The organism is Arthrobacter crystallopoietes, assembly GCF_017603825.1.
GTDB classification, from domain to species: Bacteria; Actinomycetota; Actinomycetes; order Actinomycetales; family Micrococcaceae; genus Crystallibacter; species Crystallibacter crystallopoietes_B.
The window spans coordinates 508,734-525,324 of record NZ_CP072014.1 but is presented as its reverse complement, the minus strand read 5'-3'; the positions used below and the strand labels follow the sequence as shown (position 1 = coordinate 525,324).

At 65.8% G+C, this 16,591-nt stretch carries 15 protein-coding genes, 1 tRNA gene and 1 pseudogene; 7 read left to right on the top strand and 10 right to left on the bottom strand.

Annotation, left to right across the window (positions count from 1 at the left end; all coding sequences use genetic code 11):
* Positions 1–47: 47 nt before the first annotated feature.
* Positions 48–899, top strand: a pseudogene (locus tag J5251_RS02525) (DNA/RNA non-specific endonuclease).
* Positions 900–924: 25 nt separating this feature from the next.
* Here J5251_RS02525 and J5251_RS02520 read toward each other — a convergent pair.
* From J5251_RS02520 to J5251_RS02500, 5 genes are all read right to left on the bottom strand, one after another.
* Positions 925–1,845: an AEC family transporter gene (locus J5251_RS02520; protein ID WP_139006954.1), complete on the bottom strand. Its 921-nt coding sequence runs from the start codon at positions 1,843–1,845 to the stop codon at positions 925–927.
* Between the two features lie 93 nt (positions 1,846–1,938).
* A complete protein-coding gene (locus tag J5251_RS02515) occupies positions 1,939–3,270 on the bottom strand; it encodes an enolase C-terminal domain-like protein (protein WP_139006955.1) in 1,332 nt (443 codons plus the stop codon).
* Between the two features lie 3 nt (positions 3,271–3,273).
* Complete coding sequence (locus tag J5251_RS02510) at positions 3,274–4,860, bottom strand: aldehyde dehydrogenase (NADP(+)) (RefSeq protein WP_139006956.1); 1,587 nt, start codon at positions 4,858–4,860, stop codon at positions 3,274–3,276.
* A gap of 10 nt (positions 4,861–4,870) precedes the next feature.
* Positions 4,871–5,785 carry a 5-dehydro-4-deoxyglucarate dehydratase gene (gene kdgD / locus J5251_RS02505; RefSeq protein ID WP_139006957.1) on the bottom strand — a complete coding sequence of 305 codons (915 nt, stop codon included), beginning with the start codon at positions 5,783–5,785 and terminating at the stop codon, positions 4,871–4,873.
* A gap of 167 nt (positions 5,786–5,952) precedes the next feature.
* Positions 5,953–6,831, bottom strand: a complete 879-nt coding sequence (locus J5251_RS02500; RefSeq protein WP_208575075.1) for a LysR family transcriptional regulator — start codon at positions 6,829–6,831, stop codon at positions 5,953–5,955.
* Between the two features lie 153 nt (positions 6,832–6,984).
* Between J5251_RS02500 and J5251_RS02495 the strand changes: the two genes are divergently transcribed.
* From J5251_RS02495 to J5251_RS02480, 4 genes are read left to right on the top strand one after another with little or no spacing between them, the layout of a single operon-like run.
* A complete protein-coding gene (locus tag J5251_RS02495) occupies positions 6,985–8,001 on the top strand; it encodes a Bug family tripartite tricarboxylate transporter substrate binding protein (RefSeq protein ID WP_139006959.1) in 1,017 nt (338 codons plus the stop codon).
* Entirely contained in the window at positions 7,998–8,567 is a 570-nt protein-coding gene (locus tag J5251_RS02490; RefSeq protein WP_139006960.1) for a tripartite tricarboxylate transporter TctB family protein, read from the top strand. The genes J5251_RS02495 and J5251_RS02490 overlap by 4 nt, the downstream gene beginning before the upstream one ends.
* 9 nt (positions 8,568–8,576) lie before the next feature.
* Entirely contained in the window at positions 8,577–10,118 is a 1,542-nt protein-coding gene (locus tag J5251_RS02485) for a tripartite tricarboxylate transporter permease (protein WP_139006961.1), read from the top strand.
* On the top strand, positions 10,115–10,516 hold the full coding sequence (locus J5251_RS02480) for a universal stress protein (RefSeq protein WP_139006962.1): 402 nt from the start codon (positions 10,115–10,117) through the stop codon (positions 10,514–10,516). Before J5251_RS02485 ends, J5251_RS02480 begins: the two co-directional genes overlap by 4 nt.
* A 78-nt stretch (positions 10,517–10,594) precedes the next feature.
* Here the strand turns inward: J5251_RS02480 and J5251_RS02475 are convergent, their stop codons facing one another.
* Both J5251_RS02475 and J5251_RS02470 read right to left on the bottom strand, forming a co-directional pair.
* The gene (locus tag J5251_RS02475; RefSeq protein WP_139006963.1) at positions 10,595–11,317 is read right to left on the bottom strand and encodes a FadR/GntR family transcriptional regulator; all 723 of its coding nucleotides are present in this window, start codon (positions 11,315–11,317) and stop codon (positions 10,595–10,597) included.
* 25 nt (positions 11,318–11,342) lie between these two features.
* The gene (locus J5251_RS02470) at positions 11,343–12,521 is read right to left on the bottom strand and encodes an L-talarate/galactarate dehydratase (protein ID WP_139006964.1); all 1,179 of its coding nucleotides are present in this window, start codon (positions 12,519–12,521) and stop codon (positions 11,343–11,345) included.
* 155 nt (positions 12,522–12,676) lie between these two features.
* Between J5251_RS02470 and J5251_RS02465 the strand changes: the two genes are divergently transcribed.
* On the top strand, positions 12,677–13,102 hold the full coding sequence (locus J5251_RS02465) for a universal stress protein (protein ID WP_139006965.1): 426 nt from the start codon (positions 12,677–12,679) through the stop codon (positions 13,100–13,102).
* A 65-nt stretch (positions 13,103–13,167) separates the two neighbouring features.
* Positions 13,168–14,331: a pyridoxal phosphate-dependent aminotransferase gene (locus tag J5251_RS02460; protein WP_139006985.1), complete on the top strand. Its 1,164-nt coding sequence runs from the start codon at positions 13,168–13,170 to the stop codon at positions 14,329–14,331.
* A gap of 136 nt (positions 14,332–14,467) precedes the next feature.
* Here J5251_RS02460 and J5251_RS02455 read toward each other — a convergent pair whose 3' ends face one another.
* The 3 genes from J5251_RS02455 to J5251_RS02445 form a co-directional block, all read right to left on the bottom strand.
* A complete protein-coding gene (locus J5251_RS02455) occupies positions 14,468–14,905 on the bottom strand; it encodes an acyl-CoA thioesterase (protein WP_139006966.1) in 438 nt (145 codons plus the stop codon).
* Positions 14,906–15,167: 262 nt separating this feature from the next.
* Positions 15,168–15,241 (bottom strand) — tRNA-Met (locus J5251_RS02450).
* A 126-nt stretch (positions 15,242–15,367) separates the two neighbouring features.
* Positions 15,368–16,543 carry a metallophosphoesterase family protein gene (locus tag J5251_RS02445; protein ID WP_139006967.1) on the bottom strand — a complete coding sequence of 392 codons (1,176 nt, stop codon included), beginning with the start codon at positions 16,541–16,543 and terminating at the stop codon, positions 15,368–15,370.
* Positions 16,544–16,591 lie beyond the last annotated feature (48 nt).

Below are 16,591 nucleotides of genomic sequence, written 5' to 3'. Positions count from 1 at the left end.
GTCGCGGAAGCGTCAACCGGATTTCCGGTTGGCGCTTCCTGCCGTTCATGAGGATGCTGCAGGATGGAACCATGACTCAGGGCTACAGCGCGGACTTCCTGCTGACCACCGTTGAACTTCCCCGTCCCGCAACCGCAGTGAAGGTGCTGGATTACACGCATTTCACGATTTGCCTCAACACACAGCAACGGCTCGCGGAGCTGGCCGCAGTGAATATCGACGGCGACCAGCTCCAGGACTTGCCACGGGAAGACAGCTGGCGGCTGGATCCGAGGCTGGCCGCGGAGCTGCAGGCCGGTGAAGAGCTGTACCGCGGAAACGACCTGGACCGCGGGCACCTGGTGCGGCGGCTGGACCCGGTGTGGGGCAGCCGGGCCGAGGCCGCGAAGGCCAATACCGAGACCTTTTTCTATACGAATGCGGCGCCGCAGGTGAACATCTTCAACCAGTCCAAGGAGCTGTGGCTGGGCTTGGAGGACTACCTCTAGGTCCACGCCGACAATTACGACACCCGGCTCAGCGTCTTTACCGGTCCGGTCTTCGACAGTGCGGATCCGCAATACCGGGGCTTTTCGATCCCACTGCTGTTCTGGAAAGTGGCAGCCTGGCGTGCGGCCGAAGGAATCGCGAGCACGGCCTACATCCTGGACCAGTCTCCCTTGCTGGACGAGCTCGAACTGGAAAGGCAGACCGCCGCCGCCACGGCAGCGGGCGAGATTCCGCCGCTTGGGCCGTACCGGACCTTCCAGGTTCCCGTGCAGGACGTCCAGTCCCTTACCGGACTCGGGCTGGAGCAGCTTGTCGAAGCCGACCGGTTCACCCCGCGGGGGCATGATCGTGACGGACGCCCGCGGTGGCTCCTGTTGGAAAAGCCGGAGCAGATGCGCTTGAAGCCCTGAGCCGGCCAGCGTTGGCGGCCGGGGGCTAGGCCAGCAGCCAGGCCGCGATGATGAGGGCCGGCACCGCCAGCGCGGAGGACAGCAGCACCACGTCGCGGGCCACCGTGACGCCGCGGCCGTAGCGGCTGGCGAAGAGGAACACATTCTGCGCCGAAGGCAGGGCCGCCATGATGACCGCCCCGAAGACCAGTCCCGCGTCCAGCCGGAACAGGAATGTGGCCACCAGGTAAGTGAGCAGCGGCATCACCGCTGACTTGAGGGCGGTGGCGACGATGACCTCGGTGCGCCCCTCGCTCACCTTCAGCGGACGGCTGCCGCGCAGCGACATGCCGAAAGCCATCAGCACCAGCGGAACGGCCGCACCGCCCAGCAGCATCAGGGGCTCCCAGACCACTTCGGGAAGTTCGACGCCGGTCCAGGCCACGGCCACGCCCAGGAACGACGCGATGATCATCGGATTGCGGAACGGCTGCGTCAGGATGTTTTTCAGCGACGGTTTGCGTCCGGAGGAGAGATCCAGAATGGTCAGGTACGCCGGTGCCAGCAACAACAGCTGGATCAGCAGCACCGGCGCCACCGGCGTCGCGTTCCCCAGGGCATAGAGGGCGATCGGTATGCCGATGTTATTCGCATTGACGTAGGAGCTGGCCATGGCTCCCACCGCGGTTTCGGCGGCAGGACGGCGGAACCAGATCCGGCTGAGCAGCACATAAAGCCCCGCCGTCGCCACCGCGGTGATCAGGGCAATCGGCACGTAGGCGGAGAAGACCGCCGCCAGATCTGCCTGGGCGAGCACGGTAAACAGCAGCGCCGGATTGGTGATGAAGAAGGCGGTTTGGGTCAGCGCCTGTCCGGCGTGCGGGCCGCCGATCTGGAAGCGGGCGGCAATGTAGCCAACCACAATGACGGCGCCGACTATGGCGAAACCAATCAGGACGCCGACCAACAGATACCTCCGTAATTCAGGCAAAAAGGGTCCGGCCCCGCCGCCTTGGACAGCGGGGCCGGACCCTTCGACTTTACTAGCGGACCAGCTTTCCTAACGCACCAGCGCCGGCCGCTTCGGGTTGAACTCCCAGCCGGGCACCAGGTACTGCATGGCGGCGGCATCGTCCCGGGCACCGAGCCCGTGTGCGAGGTAGAGCTGGTGTGCGGCGTCGAGCGCCTGCCGGTCCAGCTCGACGCCGAGGCCAGGACGCGCCGGAACCTCGATGTAGCCGCCCTTGATCTGCAGCGGGTCCGTGGTCAGCCCCTGGCCGTCCTGCCAGATCCAGTGCGTGTCCAGTGCAGTGATCTTGCCTGGTGCCGCCGCGCCGACCTGGGTGAACATGGCCAGCGAGATATCGAAGTGGTTGTTCGAGTGCGAACCCCAGGTCAGACCGAAGTCGTTGCACAGCTGCGCCACCCGGACGGAGCCCTGCATGGTCCAGAAATGCGGATCCGCCAGCGGAATATCAACGGCGTTCGTGCGGATGGCGTGGGCCATCTGACGCCAATCCGTGGCGATCATGTTGGTGGCTGTCGGCAGGCCGGTGGCACGCTTGAACTCCGCCATGGTCTCGCGGCCGGAGTAGGTTCCCTCCGGACCGCACGGATCCTCGGCATACGCCAGCACATCGCCCAAACCGCTGCAGAGTTCAATGGCTTCCTGCAGTAGCCAGCCGCCGTTGGGATCAAGCGTAATCCGGGCCTCCGGGAAGCGCTTAGCCAGCGCGGTTACCGCGGCGACCTCTTCCTTGCCGGAGAGCACGCCGCCCTTAAGCTTGAAGTCCTGGAACCCGTAGCGCTGCTGGGCGGCTTCGGCCAGGGCCACAATCGCCTCCGGCGTCATGGCCTCCTCGCGGCGCAGCCGTTCCCAATCGTCGGCCGGGTTGTCCTCGGCCAGATACGGCAGGTCGGTCCTTTTCCGGTCGGCAACGTAGAACAGGTAGCCGAGCATCTGGACCTTGTCCCGCTGCTGGCCTTCGCCGAGGAGCTCGGCCACCGGCACGCCCAGATGCTGACCCATCAGATCCAGCAGCCCGGATTCCAGCGCCGTGACGGCGTGGATGGTAGTGCGCAGATCGAAGGTTTGGGCGCCGCGTCCACCTGCATCCCGGTCGGCGAAAGCGACGGAGACCTTGCGCAGGAGCTGACGGTACAGCGAGATCGGCTGGCCGACGAGGATGCTGCCAGCTTCCTCGATGGTGCTGCGGATGGCTTCGCCGCCGGGCACTTCACCCAGACCGGTGTTGCCGTTGCTGTCGGTAATGATGGCGATGTTCCGCGTGAAGAACGGGCCGTGGGCACCGCTGAGGTTCAGGAGCATGCTGTCGTGGCCGGCAACCGGGACGGCTTCGACCGAGACGATCGTGGGAGTGTTGCTTGCCATGCGCTAGTCCTTCGGAGTTTCTACGCTGCCGTCGAGGCGGCGGTTCAGTTTCCACGGGTTGTTGTCCTGCAGCGGCTCCGGCAGGAGCTCGGCCGGAACGTTCTGGTAGCTGACCGGGCGCTGGAAGCGGTGGATGGCCAGGCTGCCTACGGAGGTGGACCGCGGGTCGGACGTGGCCGGGAACGGCCCGCCGTGGACCATCGCGTGTCCAACTTCGACGCCGGTGGGCCAGCCGTTGAAGAGGATGCGGCCTACCCTGCGCTCCAGTACGGGGAGCAGCTCGCGGGCCGCTGCCTCATCGCCCGGCGCGTAATGGACTGTGGCGGTGAGCTGGCCCTGGAGGTTCTCGGTTGCGGTGGCGAGCTCGCCCGCGTCCGAGTACCGCACGAAGAGCCCGGCCGCGCCGAAGACTTCCTCCTGCAGCCGCGGGGAAGCCGCAAAGTTCTCCGCGGTGGTGCTGAACAGCCGTGGTGCCGGGGCATTCTCGGTGGCGCCCGGAGTGCCCTCGGCGACCTGCTCCACGCCGTCGGCCGCCGCCAGTTCCTTCACGCCTTCTTCCCAAGCGCCGGCGATGCCCGGCGTGAGCATAGTCTGGCCTGCGCAGGAACTCAGCGAGCCGGCTGCGGCGCTGATGAAGGCGTCGCCGGTTTTGCCTTCGGGGACAAAGACCAGCCCGGGGTTGGTGCAGAACTGGCCAGCCCCCATGGTCAGTGATCCGACGAAGTCGCCGGCCAGAGCAGCCGTATCGTCGGCGATGGCGCCGGGCAGGACAAACACCGGGTTGATGGAAGACATCTCGGCGTACACCGGAATCGGTTCCGGCCGCGCCGCTGCAGTCTTCATCAGGGCGATGCCGCCGGCCTGCGAGCCGGTGAAGCCCACGGCCTTGATGCGCGGATCCGCCACAAGGGCCTGGCCGACCGAACGGCCGGCGCCGAAGAGCAGCGAGAAGACGCCGTCGGGCAGGTCGCTGTCCTTGACGGCCTTCGCCACGGCTTGGCCCACCAGTTCGGCGGTGCCGGGGTGGGCGTTGTGCGCCTTGACGATCACCGGGCAGCCGGCGGCCAGCGCGGAGGCAGTGTCTCCGCCCGCGGTAGAGAACGCCAGCGGGAAGTTGCTCGCGCCGAATACGGCGACGGGGCCCAGCGGAATGTGGCGCTGGCGGATGTCCACCCGAGCCGCCGGTTTGCGGTCCGGCTGCGCCGGATCGATGCGGACCTGCAGGTGGTCGCCCTGACGGACGACGGCGGCGAACATCCGCAGCTGTCCGACGGTGCGGCCGCGCTCGCCTTCCAGCCGGCCGGCGGGCAGGCCGGTTTCGGCCGTGCCGCGTTCGGTCAGCTCGGCGCCGATGGCTTCGATGTTGTCGGCGATACGCTCAAGGAACGCTGCGCGCACCTCGGGGGAGGTAGCGCGGTAGGTATCGAAGGCTGCTTCGGCGGCCTTGGTGGCGTCTTCGAGCTGTGCCACGCTGACCATGCCGAAGGCAGGCTCAAGCTTTTCGCCGGTGGCCGGATTGATGGCATTGACCTCGCCGTCGGTCCCGTTGACCGGGGTGCCGGCGATGATGGAATTTCCTGTAATGGGCACGGGCAATCTCCTAGCTGATTTTGTTGATCAGGGTGGTCAGTTCGTGCAGGTCGGACTCGGTGAGGTCCTGCAGCGGCGGGCGGACCTTGCCGCCGTCGCGGCCCACGGCGGTCAGGCCGGCCTTGACGATGGACACGCCGTAGCCCTTCACCCGGTCGCGGATGTCGAGGTACGGAATAACGAAGTCGTTGAGCTTCTGGTACACGGCCGTGCGGTTTTCGGCGCGGACATCCTTGTAGAAACCGAGCGCGAATTCGGGCACGAAGTTGAACATCGCGGAGGAGTAGGTGCTCACGCCCAGCTGCAGCAGCGGCAGCGCGAAGGTCTCCGCCGTCGGCAGTCCGCCGATGTAGGAGAGACGCTCGCCCACCTTGGCATAGATACGGGTCATCTGCTCGATGTTGCCGATGCCGTCCTTGAAGCCGATCAGGTTCGGGTTGCGTTCGGCCAGGATAGCTACCGAGGTGTCCGTCAGGACGGCGTTCGCCCGGCTGTAGACGATGACGCCGAGGTTCGTGGCGCGACAGACGGCGCTGACGTGTTCGATCAGGCCTTCCTGGTCCGCCTCGGTCAAGTACGGCGGCAGCAGCAGCAGGCCGTCCGCGCCGGCGGCCTCGGCGGACTTCGCCTGCTCGATGGCCTGGAAAGTCGGTCCGGTGGCGGAGGCCAGGACGGGGACCTTGCCGCCGATTTCATCCACCGCAACCCGGACTACGCGGTCCATTTCCGCGGTGGTGAGGGAGAAGCCTTCACCTGTGCCGCCGCCGGCGAAGAGACCCGCAACGTCGTAGCCGGCCTGCCAGGCGAGGTGCTCGCGGTACCGGGCCTCGTCAAACTGCAGGTCCGCATCGAAGTGCGTTACCGGAAAAGAGAGCAGACCGGATTTGATCTGGGTTGCCAATTCGGCCGGGTTCAGCTGTGCCACGTGTTGTGTCCTTAAATCGGCGGCGCCAAGTCCTTGCCTCGGCACCGAAGGGGGATGTGCATTGCTGCCAGCCTAGGAACACTTTCGATGCATGTCCAAGAGTGTTTTTGTATGGTTTGATACCTTCGCGGCATTACGACGGCGGGGCCCAGCGGCGCTGCGGATTCTCAAGCCTGCTCGATCAGGTCCATCACGCGTTGGAGGGCGGGATTCCGTGCATCCCGTTGCCAAATGGCGTACAGCTCCACCGGGTCTTCGCCGTAGCCCTCCACCCGTGCGTACTCCACGCCGTCGATGCCCAGCACGCTTGCCGACTGCGGGACCAGTGCAATGCCACGACCGGCCGCCACCAACAACACCATGGTCAGGATCTGGCTCACGGTATGGACGAAGTTAGTGTTGGTCACCGGCAACGTCCGGACCACCAGGTCGTAGAAGTAGCGCGCTTGGGTGGGGGAGTGCATGATCAGGTTTTCGTTCCGCAGGTCCTCCCCGGTGATCGCGCGCCCCAGCCGCCCCAGCGGGTGCCCGGCGGGCAAGGCGGCCACCATCGGTTCCCGGTACAGCAACCGCGAGTCGAACAGTTCCTCATCAAAGGGCGGCCGGGCCAGACCGATATCGATCTCACCCTTCACCAGGGCCGGGATCTGTTCGCGCGTCACCATCTCCGTGAGCTCGACGTCGATCTCCGGCAGGTGCGTCCCGATCTCGTTCAGCAGGGCGCCCAGCAGGCCGTAGGTGGAAGCCGCGGTGAAGCCGATGCGGATGGTGCCCGCCGCGCCGGCCGAGATCCGCCGGGCCAGATCCGGGGCGCTGTCTGCCAGGGCGAGCAGTTTGTGTGCTTCGACGAGGAAGGCTTCGCCGGCCGAGGTGAGGGTCACCCGGCGGTTGTCCCGCTCGAAGAGTTGCACCTGGATGGCCCGCTCAAGCTTTTGGATTTGCCGGCTCAGGGGCGGCTGGGTCATATTGAGGCGTTCTGCGGCGCGGCCGAAATGGAGTTCTTCGGCAACCGCCACGAAACCGCGAAGCTGGTCGAGTGAGTACATGATGCACAGAGGGTATCACTTCATGCCTTATTGGGCTTGGACAAGTATCATGAGCTGTCCCTAGGCTTCCAGAAGCACCTTGCAGTGGTGATGGGCCTCACAACCGTTCTTGGGTCCGCAGCGACACCCTGCACCATCCAAAAGGAGACCTAAATGTTCGCATCCAAGCTCACCCGCCGCGCGGCCGTGTCCGCCAGCGCGGGCCTGGCGCTTGCCCTGAGCCTGTCCGCCTGCGGCGGGAACGTTTCCGATTCCGGGGCGGCCGCAGACGGCAGCGAGTTTCCGTCCGGTCCCGTGACCTTGACCATCGGCCAGGACCCGGGCGGCAGCACCGACCGGATCGGCCGTGCCCTGGCAGAGAACGCCGCGGATCCGCTGGGCGTGGCCATTCCCGTGGTCAACAAGCCCGGGGCCAACGGCGCCCTGGCCACCAAGGAAGTTGCCGGCATGGAACCGGACGGCCAGAACCTGATTCTGCTCAACGCCTCCCTGATCACCATTACGCCGCTCGCCGTCAGCGAGGACGAAGCGGTCTCGCTGGATGACGTCGAAGTCATCACCGGTATCTCCCAGGACGACTACGTACTGGTAGCCAACGCGGATTCCGGCCTGAAGACCATGGAGGACATCACCAGCGCCGACAAGAAGTTCAACTTCGCCACCACCGGCGTTGGCACCGGCAGCCAACTGGCCCAGGCGCTGCTGTTCAAGCAGGCCGAGGTTGAGGGAACCGACGTTCCGTTCGACGGCGGTTCCCCGGCCATGACCGCCCTGCTGGGCAACCAGGTGGATCTGGCGACCATCCAGCTCGGCGAGGCCATGCCGCAGATCGAGGCCGGCAAGCTGACCCCGATCGTGACCTTCTCCGAAGAGCGCAACCAGTACCTGCCCGACACACCCACAGCCATCGAGGCCGGCTACGACGTTCCGGTGTCCCAGTACCGTGCGGTCGCCGCACCGAAGGGCACCCCGGAGCCGGTCATCGCGGAGCTGAAGGAAGCCTTCACCGCCGCGTTCGAGTCGGAGAAGTACAAGGAGTTCAACGAGCAGAATCTGTTCACTCCGACCCAGATCGACGGCGAGCAGCTGGCCGAAGACTGGAAGGGCTACGCCGAGAAGTACAAGGCCCTCACCGAGGAATACGGCATTGATCTCGGAGGCGAGAAGTGACATCACCACACGGTGATGGCTCCAACCTCGGCGGCAGCGACGTTCGCGCTGCCGCCGAGGCGGGCTCCGTACTCGATGATCTGACGCCGGAGCAGCTCGCGGCCGAATGGGACGAGGACAAGCCCCCCGCAGCAGGCCCGCTGGCCAACATTGCGGCGGCCGCCGTCGTCGTCGTTATTGGCGTTGCCGGTATCTTCCTGTCCCTAACCATGGGGCTGGGGACGCCCGAGGCGCCGGAACCGGGCATGTGGCCGTTCATCATCAGCGTGGTGCTGGTTGTCCTGGCTGCCGCGTTGGCGGTCTTCGGCCGGAACATGCTGGACGCCGAGAAGTTCTCCTCCTCGAGCTGGGCCGTGCTCGCCGGGGTCGGCACGCTGATCGGCTTCGTGCTGCTGGTGGGAACCATCGGTTTCGAGATCCCGTCCCTGCTGCTGACGTTCGTCTGGCTGAGGTTCCTGGGCAAGGAAACCTGGCGGATGTCCACGGTGCTCAGCTTCGCCGTTGTCGCGGCCTTCTACCTGATCTTCGTCGTGGCCCTCGGCGTGCCCGTCCCGCATTTGTTCTAGGGAAGACTCATGGAATTTTTTGAACCGGTGATCAACGGTTTCGGCGTGGTGCTGGAACCGACGAACCTGTTGTACTGCCTGCTCGGCGTCATGATCGGCATGCTGATCGGTGTGCTGCCTGGCCTGGGCCCCGCCGCGACCATCGCGATCCTGCTGCCGCTGACCTACGGCGTAGAGCCGGTCACCGCGATCATCATGCTGGCCGGCATCTTCTACGGTGCGCAGTACGGCGGCACCATCACGTCCGTCCTGCTGCGGCTGCCGGGTGAAGCCTCCGCCGTGGTTACGGTGTTCGACGGCTACGCGCTGGCCAAGCAGGGCAAGGCCGGAACGGCGCTGGGCATCGCGGCCATCGGCTCGTTCATCGGCGGTACCGTTGCCATCTTCGGCCTGACCCTGCTGGCCCCGATCGTCGCCGGCTTCGCGCTGGACTTCGGCCCGCCGGAATACACCGCCCTGGCGCTGCTGGGCATCCTTCTGGTGGCCACGGTCAGCAACGGGGGCAAGCTTAAGTCCGTCATCGCTGCGGGCCTCGGCCTGCTGCTGGCTACGGTGGGCCGAGACGGCTTCACCGGCGAATCCCGCTTCACGTTCGGCAGCCTCTCGCTGGCCGACGGCCTGGACTTCGTGCCGATCGCCATGGGCATCTTTGGGCTCGGTGAAATCCTCTACAACCTGGAACAGCGCCACAATAAGGTGCAGGCTCCCGCGAAGGTGGCCAACGTCTGGCCCTCGCGCCAGGACCTCAAGCAGTCCTCCGGCGCCATCGCCCGCGGCTCCGTCCTGGGCTTCTTCCTGGGCATCCTGCCCGGCGGCGGCGCCACGCTCTCCTCGCTGGCCGCCTACGCCATGGAGAAGAAGCGGGCCAAGAACCCCGAGCGCTTCGGCCGCGGCGCGGTAGAGGGCGTGGCCGCACCGGAAACGGCCAACAACGCGGCGGCAACGTCGTCGTTCATCCCGCTGCTGACCCTGGGCATCCCCGCCAACGCCACCATGGCGATCATTTTCGGCGCGCTGTTGATCCAGGGCGTCACGCCCGGCCCGCAGCTGGTGGCCAACGACCCGGAACTGTTCTGGGGCGTGGTGAACTCGATGTACATCGGGAACATCCTGCTGCTGATCATGTCCATCCCGCTGGTGGGCATTTTCGTCAAGATCCTGCGCGTCCGCGCCGCCATCCTGGCCCCGATCACCGTGCTGATCACCCTGATCGGCGTCTATACCATCCGCAACAGCATCTTCGACATCTGGCTGGTCATCTTCTTCGGCGTGATCGGCTACTTGATGAAGAAGTTCGGCTTCGAACCGGGGCCGCTGGTGCTGGCCTTCGTGCTCGGCGCCCTGCTGGAAGAGAACCTGCGCCGTTCGCTGCTGGTCTTCGGCGGCGACGCGGCCGGCTTCGTCACCCGTCCGATTTCCGGCGTACTGCTGCTGGTCTTCCTGATGGTCATCTTCCTGCCGCTGATCCAGTCTCTGTTCAAGAAAGCCCGTGCCAAAAAGGCCATCACCACCGACGCTCCGTCGCGGAAGAATGAAAAGGAATCAGTATGAGTATTCTGGTCGGCTACCTGCCCACCCCCGAAGGCGAAGCCGCGCTCACCGCCGGCATTGCCGAAGCCAAGCTGCGCGGGCTGGATATGGTGATTCTCAATTCCCCGCGCAAGGGTGCCCCGGTGGATGCCGCGCTGGCCTCGCCCGAGCAGGTTGCCGAGCTGGTACAGCGGGCCGCGGACGCGGGCATCACCGCCACCGTCCGCCAGCCCGGCCACACCGATGACCTGACCGATGAATTCATGGAGGTGGCGGACGCTGTCAACGCGTCCCTGATCGTCATCGGCCTGCGCAAGCGCTCCCAGGTGGGCAAGTTCATCATGGGCAGCCAAGCCCAGCGGATCCTGCTCCAGGCGGACCGCCCGGTCCTCGCGGTCAAGGCGCCGGACGGCTTCTAATACCGCGTACGACGGCGGCTGCCGGCTTTTCGTTCGAAAGGCCGGCAGCCGCTGCTGTGCTTTGGGCGGAGTTTGCTGCTAGTCGGGGCGGCGTGCCAGCCGCGCGCGGGAGTTGGCCAGATGCGTGCGCATGGCGGCTGCGGCGGATTGCGCGTCCTGCCGGCCGATGGCGTCGAAGACCGTCTCGTGTTCGAAGGCTACGCGGGAGAAGTGCGTCTCCTCGCCGTCGTCGTTGTTTGCCAGCAGCCGGGTTTGGGGCATGGCGATCATCGCAGGCCCGAGCGAGGCGAGCAGGTCCACATAGAACCGGTTGTTGGTGGCGACGGCGATGGCCCGGTGGAACCGGAAGTCCGCCTCCACCGCTTCGCTGGGTTTGTCCCGGGCGGAGCGGAAGTCCGCCAGCGCGCTGCCGATCTTGGCAAGCTGGGTGGGGGTGCGGTGCAGCGCGGCCAGGGCCGAGGCCTCCACCTCCAGGCCGAGCCGGAAGTCGAGCAGCTGCAGCCGGTCCTCGGGGGTGCGGATCTGCTCGGGCCCGGCGGTGAAGGACTCCTCGCTGGGCCGGGTCAGCACATAGGTGCCCTTGCCGCGGTAGGTCTCCACCAGTCCGGCCGCCTGCAGCCGCGAGATCGCCTCGCGGATGACGGTGCGGCTGACGGCGAACTGCTCCATGAGCGCGCTTTCCGCCGGCAGTTTGTCGCCGGGGCCGATGCCGCCGTCGACAATGCTGCTCCTGATCTGCTCCACCACGGAGTGGGTGAGGCTGCGGGAGGATCCGCGGTCGACGGCGGCGGGCTCGGCCATGGTGGTCCTTGTTGTTCTCGGTGGGCTAGTTCGTGCCGAACTCTACCGTGTCCGTGGTCCAGGCATGGGCCTGCTCGCTGAGCGTGAAGCCCAGGCCCGGCCGGTTGGGGACGATCATGCGGCCGTCGCGGGTTTCCAGGCGCTCGTTGAACAGTGGGTTGAGCCATTCGAAGTGCTCCACCCAGGGCTCGCGCGGGTAAGCCGCGGCCAGGTGCAGGTGGATCTCCATGGCGAAGTGCGGTGCCAGTTGGAGTCCGGCCTGGTCCGCCAAGGCTGCCAAGCGGAGGAAGGGTGTGATGCCGCCGATCCGCGGGGCGTCCGGCTGGATGATGTCCACGCTGCGGTTATCGATCAGGCTGATGTGCTCGGTGACGCTGGAAAGCATCTCCCCCGTGGCGATCGAGGTATCCAAGGCGTTGGCCAGCTGGGCGTGGCCTTCCGCGTCGTAAGCATCCAGGGGTTCCTCGATCCAGACCAGATTGAACTGCTCCAGCACCCGGCCGAAGCGCATGGCCGTGGGCCGGTCCCACTGCTGGTTGGCATCAACCATCAGCGGCACGTCGTCGCCGAGATGCTCGCGCACGGCGGTGACGCGAGCCAGATCAAGCTTGGTATCCGGCTGGCCCACTTTGATCTTGATGCCGCCGATGCCCGCGGCGAGCGAGGCGCTGGCGCGCTCCTTGACCTCCTCGATGGGTGCTTGCAGGAAGCCGCCGGAGGTGTTGTAGGTCTGCACGGAATCGCGGTAGGCGCCCAGCAGTTTGGCCAGCGGCAGGTTGGCCCGCTTGGCCTTGAGGTCGTAGAGCGCGATGTCCAGCGCTGCGATGGCTTGGGTGGCGACGCCGCTGCGGCCCACCGAGGCGCCGGCCCAGAGCAGCTTCTGGTAGACCCGTCCGATGTCATTCGGGTCCTCACCGATCAGATTGTCCGCGACCTCCTTGGCGTGGGCGTACTGGGCGGGGCCGCCGGCACGCTTGGAGTAGCTGAAGCCAATGCCGTGGTGGCCGTCTTGCGTGGTGATCTCGGCGAAGAGGAACACGATCTCGGTCATCGGCTTCTGCCGGCCGGTCAGGACTTTGGCATCGCTGATTGGCGTCTGTAGCGGGAGTGTCAGCGTCGAGAGCTTCACATGCCGGATGCGGTCAGTGGTGGCTTCACCGCCCGAGATGGCGGCGAGTGGATTGGAGAAGGTGGTGGCGGTCATCGGGGTCCTTTAATCGGGTTGGCGATGCTTGAAATAGTACAAGTGGAAGACTTGTACTACAAGTACCTCTTGCGGCTGGCATTGCGGGAACGCATGTATGTTGGTTTCAAGCCGCCCCGAGCGGTCCCGATGACATTCTCGAAGAGGAGACCCCGATGGCAGGAATCATCATTGTTGGAGTGGATGGCAGCGAAACATCGATGAAGGCTGCCCGAACTGCCGCACGGCTTGCCGCCGGACTCTCGGCGGAGCTGAGGGTGGTCACCGCCCATGCAAAAGATAACGCCGAGGTGGTGCGCATCGGGAACGACAAGTGGTATCTGTCGGACTCGGCAACGGCCGAAAAAGTGGCGAAGCAAGCTGCCGGTGATCTCGCCACAGAGGGGCTGGCCACCAGCTATGCCGCGCTTCATGGCAAGCCGCAGGACGTCCTGATCGACGAGGCAGAGCGGGTTGACGCCCAGTTGATCGTGGTGGGCAATGTGGGGATGAAGGGGCTGGGTCGCGTGCTCGGGAGCGTGGCAACGTCCGTGGCGCAGCGCGCATCCTGCGACGTGTACATCGCCAGGACCGACTCCTGAGAGCGGGAACCTGATTGAACTCGCTGAAGGTGGCTGACCGCGCCCTCGTTCCGCACTTCGAAGTCATGAAGATCCTGCACAGGGTCGCCCAGATGCGGGCGGCGGGACGGGACGTGGTCTCGCTTTGCGCCGGCGAACCCTCCGGCGGGGCGCCTCGGGGAGTGTCGGCGAAGGCTGCGGAGGTTCACGCGTCCGGCATACCCTTGACATACACCAGCGCCCTGGGGATCAGCGAACTGCGCGACGCCGTGGCGGGGCACTACCGCCGCTGGTACGGGCTGGAACTTGAAGCCGACGAGGTGGCCATCACCACAGGCTCCTCGGGCGCGTTCATGCTCACGTTCCTGGCCGCCTTCAACCCTGGCGACCGGGTGGCGCTGGCCCGGCCCGGGTACCCCGCTTACCGGAACATCCTCAGCTCGCTGGGCTGCGAAGTGGTGGAGATCGACTGCGGTACGGCCGAGCGCTACCAGCCGACGCCCGCCCTGCTGGACGCTGCAACCGCCGCCCACGGTCCGCTCGCTGGACTGATCCTCGCCTCGCCGGCGAACCCCACGGGAACGATGGTCTCCCGTGCCGAGCTTGCGGCGCTGACGCAGTGGTGCGCGGCCAACGGAGTGCGGCTGGTCAGCGACGAAATCTACCACGGCATCACCTACCCCGCCGACCCCCAGGCGCCCGACGCCCGAGGTGTGTGTGCCTGGGAATTGGACCGGAACGGCGTCGTTATTTCCTCGTTTTCGAAGTACTGGGGGATGACCGGCTGGCGGCTGGGCTGGGCACTGATGCCGCGGGACCTGGCTCCGGCGATGGAAGCGCTCGCCGGCAATGTGGCACTCTGCCCGCCTGCGCCGGCTCAACTGGCGGCCGTCGAAGCCTTCACTGCGGATTCCTACAGCCAGGCGGAGGCCGCCGTGGCCGAGTTCGCCGCGATCCGGCAGATCCTGCTGGACAACCTCGGCAGGCTGCAGTGGGGGACAGCCGCGCCAGCCGACGGGGCGTTCTATCTCTACGCCGAGTTGGGAGACCAGTTGGCCGGTTTCGCGGACTCCGGCGAATACTGCCGGGCACTGCTGGAACAGGAAGGTGTCGCACTGGTGCCGGGCTCCGATTTCGACGCCGTCAACGGCCGCCGGTCCGTCAGGCTCTCTTTCGCTGCGGGTAGGGAGGCAGTGGCCGAAGCCGTGGAGCGGATCATCCACTTCCAGGAGAGCCGCAGCCAGGCCTGAAGGGTATTGCGCCAGTTATAAGCCGGCCGGTTCCCCGCTGGTGAGTGCCGCTGTGGAACGTGGCCGGGTGCCGCCGTCGTTGGTCGGTTGGTTGGTTGGTTGGTTGGTTGGTTGGTCGGTGCACGGAGCCCTTGTGTCAGGGCTGTAGCGGCGGCATGCGGTCCAGGTGCTGGGACGGCACCCGGTCGCGGTCATACGTAATTTCGGTGTAGCCGTGCGGCGCGGGCAAGCCGTCCGGACCGAGGTTGACGAAGACGATTTTCTCGATGGTCAGGATGGACTGGCGGGTGAACATGTTGCGTACTTCTGCCCGCATCGTCAGGGAGGTACGGCCGAAATGCGTGGCTGTCAGCCCCATCTCGATCAGGTCACCCTGCTGGGCAGAACTGACAAAGTTGATCTCGGACATGTACTTGGTCACCGCCATCCCGTTGCCGAGTTGGACGATGGCGTAGATGGCGGCTTCCTCGTCGATCCAGCGCAGCAGGCTGCCGCCGAAGAGCGTGCCGTTGGCATTGAGGTCTTCGGGCCGCACCCATTTGCGGGTATGGAAGGTGATGTCGCCATTGTTCATGAGTTGACCCTAACCGATGAATGAGCAGGGCGAATTCAACGGCTTGGGTCCCTGGCGGTGGGAACGCCCGTGGCGGACCCTGCTGATCGGGATGTTTGGTAGGGCCGCGCATATGGCTGACGTTCTTCCGCCATACGATCCTGATTCGAAAGGTTTTCCCGCCGGGCAGATTGCGGCGGGACATGAACAGCAGGACTGAGCGGCCCGCGGAAGCAGAAAGGCCGCCAGCCGCGCAATGCGGACTGACGGCCTTTCCTGTTCGTTGCGGGGACAGGATTTGAACCTGTGACCTCCGGGTTATGAGCCCGGCGAGCTACCGAACTGCTCCACCCCGCGGCGTAGTTATGACTCTAGACCCCTAAGTACCCAAACGACGAATTTGGTGAGCTGCCTCACGAATCCGCGCCCGTTGGCCCGATTCGCGAGGCAGCATGCCGTCAGGCCACGCTGATTCCTGAACGGCTACGGCAGCGGGAGCGGTTCGTCCAGCGGCTGGCTCTTCGGGTCCATGTCGATGCCAAGGTCCTTCGCGAACACGGTCCTGGTCGCGGTGTAGACGTGCTCTTTGCGCTCGTCGAGTTCGAACACGCGGGCACCGCGCAGATGGTGTTCCTTGGCGCCGCCAAGTCCGTAGGTGCCGAAGCCCGTGCCGGGACCGTAGCCCAGCTCGATGCCGAAGTAATTACCCGAGTAGGTGTTGATGTGGTCGTGGCCCACAAAGACACCGCGGACGTCGCCGCGCTCCTGCAGGGCGCTGAAAAGGCCGGAGTTGAAGGCACCAGTGTAGACGCTTTCGTTCTTGACGCCGACGATGCTGTGCTTGGCCACGGCAGCCGCGTGGCCGGCGTCGTCGGAACTGAACTGGGAGCCGAACCACATGTGATGGTGCTCGAACAGCGGGATGTGGAAGAACATCAGCGAAGGGATCTTGCCGTGCTGCCTTTCAGCGGCCTTGGACGCTTCCCGGTACCACTGGATCTGGCTGGGGCGGATCCAGTCGTAGCCCATCAGACCTTCGAAGTCCTGTGCACCGAGGTTCTCGGGGGCATACCGGCCGGAGTCGAGCAGCCAAATGCCGAAGGCAGGCTTGTTGCTGCTGGCGGAGCGGATGAGCAGCTGCGCATTGGACGAGCCGTCGACGCCCTTCTCCGGCCCGACGTTGACGTTGTGCTGGTAGCCGCGGACGAACTCCAGCATCCTGGCCTCGGTCATGCCGGTGCCGTTCGCCATCGAGTCCTCGTCGTGGTTGCCGAAAGTGACGGCCCACTGGATGCCGCGGGATTCCATCGGCTGCACTACGTTGTTGATGGACTGGCGCACCTCCTCGGCGGTCTTGGGCGATCCGTTGATCACGTCGCCGTTGATCAAGGCGAAGCCTGGCTTCTCGGAGTCGAGGACCTTGCCCATGAACTCGACGGTCCGCCGGTCGGTGCGCGGCCCATCCTGGGTGTCGTTGAACTGGACCACGCGGAACTTGCCGTCGGGGCCGAACGCCAGCGGCATCTTCGCGCTGCCCCTCGGCCGGAGGGGGACTGCGGCGTTGGCGCCGGGGGCCGCGGCCAGCATGCCGGCCAAGATAGCGCCGGTGCCGCCGGCGATCAGTCCGCGGCGTCCGAGATTGGGGGAGTTCGTGCTCATTTTCGTGCCTTTCATGCATCCCGACTGCAGGGGCAGCTCGGTGGCCGG

Excerpts from the sequence above, each read along its gene's own strand:
- J5251_RS02495 (WP_139006959.1), top strand. The coding sequence starts at position 6,985 with ATGTTCGCATCCAAGCTCACCCGCCGCGCGGCCGTGTCCGCCAGCGCG.
- J5251_RS02460 (WP_139006985.1), top strand. The coding sequence starts at position 13,168 with ATGAAGATCCTGCACAGGGTCGCCCAGATGCGGGCGGCGGGACGGGAC.
- J5251_RS02470 (WP_139006964.1), bottom strand. The coding sequence starts at position 12,521 with ATGACCGCCACCACCTTCTCCAATCCACTCGCCGCCATCTCGGGCGGT.
- J5251_RS02515 (WP_139006955.1), bottom strand. The coding sequence starts at position 3,270 with ATGGCAAGCAACACTCCCACGATCGTCTCGGTCGAAGCCGTCCCGGTT.
- J5251_RS02500 (WP_208575075.1), bottom strand. The coding sequence starts at position 6,831 with ATGTACTCACTCGACCAGCTTCGCGGTTTCGTGGCGGTTGCCGAAGAA.
- J5251_RS02465 (WP_139006965.1), top strand. The coding sequence starts at position 12,677 with ATGGCAGGAATCATCATTGTTGGAGTGGATGGCAGCGAAACATCGATG.
- J5251_RS02455 (WP_139006966.1), bottom strand. The coding sequence starts at position 14,905 with ATGAACAATGGCGACATCACCTTCCATACCCGCAAATGGGTGCGGCCC.
- J5251_RS02445 (WP_139006967.1), bottom strand. The coding sequence starts at position 16,543 with ATGAGCACGAACTCCCCCAATCTCGGACGCCGCGGACTGATCGCCGGC.
- J5251_RS02475 (WP_139006963.1), bottom strand. The coding sequence starts at position 11,317 with ATGGCCGAGCCCGCCGCCGTCGACCGCGGATCCTCCCGCAGCCTCACC.
- J5251_RS02485 (WP_139006961.1), top strand. The coding sequence starts at position 8,577 with ATGGAATTTTTTGAACCGGTGATCAACGGTTTCGGCGTGGTGCTGGAA.
- J5251_RS02480 (WP_139006962.1), top strand. The coding sequence starts at position 10,115 with ATGAGTATTCTGGTCGGCTACCTGCCCACCCCCGAAGGCGAAGCCGCG.